4 protein-coding genes are annotated in these 3,555 nt (G+C 75.6%); 3 read left to right on the forward strand and 1 reads right to left on the reverse strand.

The genetic code is table 11. From position 1 onward, the window contains the following. Positions 1-96: 96 nt before the first annotated feature. The gene (locus ACFCX4_RS35315) at positions 97-765 is read right to left on the reverse strand and encodes a SprT-like domain-containing protein (protein ID WP_376151415.1); all 669 of its coding nucleotides are present in this window, start codon (positions 763-765) and stop codon (positions 97-99) included. A 324-nt stretch (positions 766-1,089) separates the two neighbouring features. Between ACFCX4_RS35315 and ACFCX4_RS35320 the strand changes: the two genes are divergently transcribed. From ACFCX4_RS35320 to ACFCX4_RS35330, 3 genes are read left to right on the forward strand one after another with little or no spacing between them, the layout of a single operon-like run. After that, a complete protein-coding gene (locus ACFCX4_RS35320; protein ID WP_376151417.1) occupies positions 1,090-2,178 on the forward strand; it encodes a ThiF family adenylyltransferase in 1,089 nt (362 codons plus the stop codon). Positions 2,179-2,233: 55 nt separating this feature from the next. Further along, a complete protein-coding gene (locus ACFCX4_RS35325) occupies positions 2,234-2,599 on the forward strand; it encodes a metalloregulator ArsR/SmtB family transcription factor (RefSeq protein ID WP_376151419.1) in 366 nt (121 codons plus the stop codon). Further along, positions 2,596-3,321 (forward strand): DUF2071 domain-containing protein, encoded by a 726-nt coding sequence (locus tag ACFCX4_RS35330; RefSeq protein WP_376151421.1) that lies wholly within the window; start codon positions 2,596-2,598, stop codon positions 3,319-3,321. The genes ACFCX4_RS35325 and ACFCX4_RS35330 overlap by 4 nt, the downstream gene beginning before the upstream one ends. The last annotated feature ends 234 nt before the right edge of the window (positions 3,322-3,555 follow it).

Consider the following 3,555-nt stretch of genomic DNA (forward strand, 5'->3'; position numbering starts at 1 on the left):
GGCGCGGACCATTGAGGTCCGCGCCCCTTCCGCCGTCCCGTCCGTGCCCTGCCCGTGCCCTCCCCGGGGCCGGCGGGCCTTGCGGCTCCGGCGGGATCAGCCGCAGGACTCCGCCTGGCCGTCCTCCGCCGGAACCTCGTGCCGGGCCCCCGGGATGTGCGGCAGCCGGGCCGCCGAGACCACGCCCTCCAGATAGCCGCGCGCCCGCTCCGTCCGCGGATAGGCCTCCAGCAGCGCCCAGAAGTCCGGGCCGTGGTCCGGCACCAGCAGGTGGGCCAGCTCGTGCAGCAGCACGTAGTCGACCACGTACTCCGGCATCCCCTGGAGGCGGTGCGAGAGCCTGATCGTCCGCTCGCTCGGGGTGCACGACCCCCAGCGGGAGTTCTGGTTGGTCACCCAGCGGACCTGGGCGGGCTGGGCGCGACCGCCCAGGTAGGCCGCCGAGAGCTCCCGCGCCCGGGCCACCAGCGCGTCGTCGCCCAGCACCCGGCGGCTCTCCTGCGCGGCCAGCTTCTCCAGCATCTGCGCGACCCAGCGCTGCTCCTCCGCGTGCGACATCCGGGCCGGGATCAGCACGATCGTCCGGTCGCCCTCGCGGTAGGCCGACACCGTCCGGCTGCGGCGGGCGCTGCGCCGCACCTCCACCCGGGAACGGTCCACCGGCTCCCGCGGGGCCGCCGGCTGCGGCTCCGGGCGCCGCCCGGAACCCTGCGGCCGTTGCTCGGGGCTCTGCTCCGGACGCCCGCGCGTGCTCGGCGCCGCCATGCCGGACCCGGACGCTGCACGGGCACGCCGAGGCGACGCCGGGGGATGGGAGTCCCGTTCGGCTGCCATGGCACACGACGTTACCCGTTCCGGCTGACAGAAGTCCGCTGCCATGGCCGAAATGTTTCGTGGAGCGATCGGGAACGAAAGGCCGACGGGGGGTGTCCGGAATCCGACTCCGGACCGGACGACAAGTTATCCACAAGGTGTGCGAACGGATCATCCGATCATGGACCCGTGCCTGTGGACAACGGCGCGCACGCCGCCGCCCCCCTGGGGCATGCTGCCGTCAGCCGTCCGGAAACCGTCGGAAGGAAGACCGCCGTGCGCCTCGCCCTCAAGCCCGCCCTCTCCCGCAGCTGGCGGGACTCGGACACCCTGCAGTTCGGCACCGTCCCGCAGCACGCGGGGGTGCTCGCCAACGCCGCCGACAAGCCCCTGCGCGAGTTCCTCGGTCTCGTCGACGGGACGCGCGACCGGCCCGCGCTCCTCGCCGAGGGCGAGCGGATCGGCTTCGGGCGCGACCCGGCCGACTCCCTGCTCGACCTGCTGGAGGAGGCCGGCGTCCTCGACGACGCCGAGGCCTCGGACGGCGCCCTGGCCCGCTTCCCGCAGCCGCACCGCGAGCTGCTCGGCCCGGACCTCGCCTCCCTCTCGCTGATCCACGCGAGCCCCGGAGCCGCCCCCGCCGTCCTGGGCCGGCGGCCCGAGCACGCGGTCGAGGTCCGCGGCGCGGGCCGGATCGGGGCGGCCGTCGCCGCCGTCCTGGCGGCGGGCGGCATCGGCACGGTGACCGCCGTGGACACCGGCCGGGTCGCCCCCGGGGACTGCTCCCCCGCGGGGCTGCCGCCGGGCGACGTCGGCCGGCTCAGGTCCACCGCCGCCCGCGAGGCCGTGGACCGGGCGGCGGCCCGGCACCCGGGGCGGCGCACCCGTCGGCCCAGACCGGGGCTGCCCGACCTCGTGGTGCTGGCGCCCCGGGACGGCAGCGGGGCGTTCGCCGGCGGCACGCCCCAGGCCCGCGAGCTGCTCCGGGCCGGGGTCCCGCACCTGTACGTCGGGGTGGTGGAGGAGTACGGGGTGGTCGGGCCCCTGGTCGTCCCGGGCGTCTCGGCCTGCGGCCACTGCCTGGTCCTGACCCGGGAGGACGAGGACGCCGCCTGGCCGCGGATCCTCGCCCAGCTCGCCGAGGGCGGCTCGGGCCGGGCACCGACCCCGGCCTGCGACACCGCGCTCGCGACCTCGGTCGCCGGGCTGGCGGCCCTGCACGTCCAGATCTTCCTCGACGGCGGATCGCCGCCCAGCGTGGACGGCTGGTGCGAGCTCTCGGCCGTGGACGGGATGCCCCGGCGCCTGCGGCTCAGGGGCCACACGGACTGCGGGTGCCTCTGGCAACCGGCGGCCCCGCACTGAACGGATCCGCACGAAGGCCTTGTTAGCAATTTAGCGAAGATGCTAAATAGGAGGCATGACAGATGCTCAGGACGAGACCGGGGCCTTCCGGGCCCTCGCCGATCCGACGCGGCGCCAGATCCTCGAAGACCTCAGGGAGGGGGAACTCGCGGCGGGACAGATCGCGGGCAGGTTCGCGATCAGCGCCCCCTCGATCTCACGGCACCTCGGTGTGCTCAAGGCCGCCGGGCTGGTCACCGAGCGCCGGGACGGCAACCGGATCCTCTACGCCCTCGCCGAGGAGCGGCTGGCGATCTGTGTCGGCCGGTTCCTCAGCGCCGTCTGTCCCGAGCAGATCGTGCTGCGGCACACCGCATGGCGCCCGAAGGCGCCGAAGGAGGGGAACGGGGCGATGGGAACGGTGGAGGCGACGGAGTCATGAGGCAGCCACGTCTGTCCTGCGTCGTCGAACGGCGGCTGCTGGTGAACTACCGGGTCGATCCGCGGGCCGCGGAGCGTCTGCTCCCCGAGGGGCTGCGGCCGCAACTGGTGAACGGCCACGCAGTCGCGGGCATCTGCCTGCTGCGGCTCGGACGGGTCCGGCCCACCTGGGCGCCCGGGGCGGTCGGGCTGCGGAGCGAGAACGCGGCCCACCGGATGGCCGTCGAGTGGGACGGCCCGGGCGGCGTCGAGACCGGCGTCTACATACCCCGGCGGGACACCGCCTCACGGCTCAACGCCTGGGCCGGAGGCCGGATCTTCCCCGGCGAGCACCGCCGCGCGGACTTCGCGGTGGACGAGACCCCGGACCGGGTACGGGTCGCGTTCGCCACGCGGGACGGCGACGTGCGGGTCGACGTCACCGTCGAACCTGCCGGGGAACTGCGCGGCAGCGAGCTCTTCGCCGATCTCGCCGAGGCCTCGCGGTTCTTCAGGGCCGGGTCGAAGGGCTTCTCCGACACCCGGTCCGGAGTGCGGCTGGATGGCATGGAACTGCACACCGACGCCTGGGACCTGGAGCCGGGCCGGGTGTGCTCCGCGAGTTCGAGCTTCTTCGACTCCCCGGACCGCTTCGCCCCGGGGAGCGCGACCCTGGACAGCGCGCTGATCATGCGGAACGTCCCCGTCAGCTGGCAGCCGCTGCCGGCCATGGCCACCGGCTGACGCGGCGGAACGCCGGCCGCCGGGGCGCCGGGACGCCGGCGCCCCGGGGACGGGTGCGGTGGGACGCGGGCAGGCGGCGGGAGGCTGGAGGGCCGCGGGACGCGGACCGACGGCAGGCGGACGGCGGGTAGGCGGGCGGCGGGCGAGCCCGAACGCAGGTGGGTGCCCGGGCGGGTGAACGTGGGTGGTGGGTGGTGGGCGGGTGCCCGGGCGGGAGGGGGAGGGCGGGGGGAG

Origin of the sequence: Kitasatospora sp. NPDC056327, from assembly GCF_042261735.1 — a bacterium.
Taxonomy (GTDB): Bacteria; Actinomycetota; Actinomycetes; order Streptomycetales; family Streptomycetaceae; genus Kitasatospora.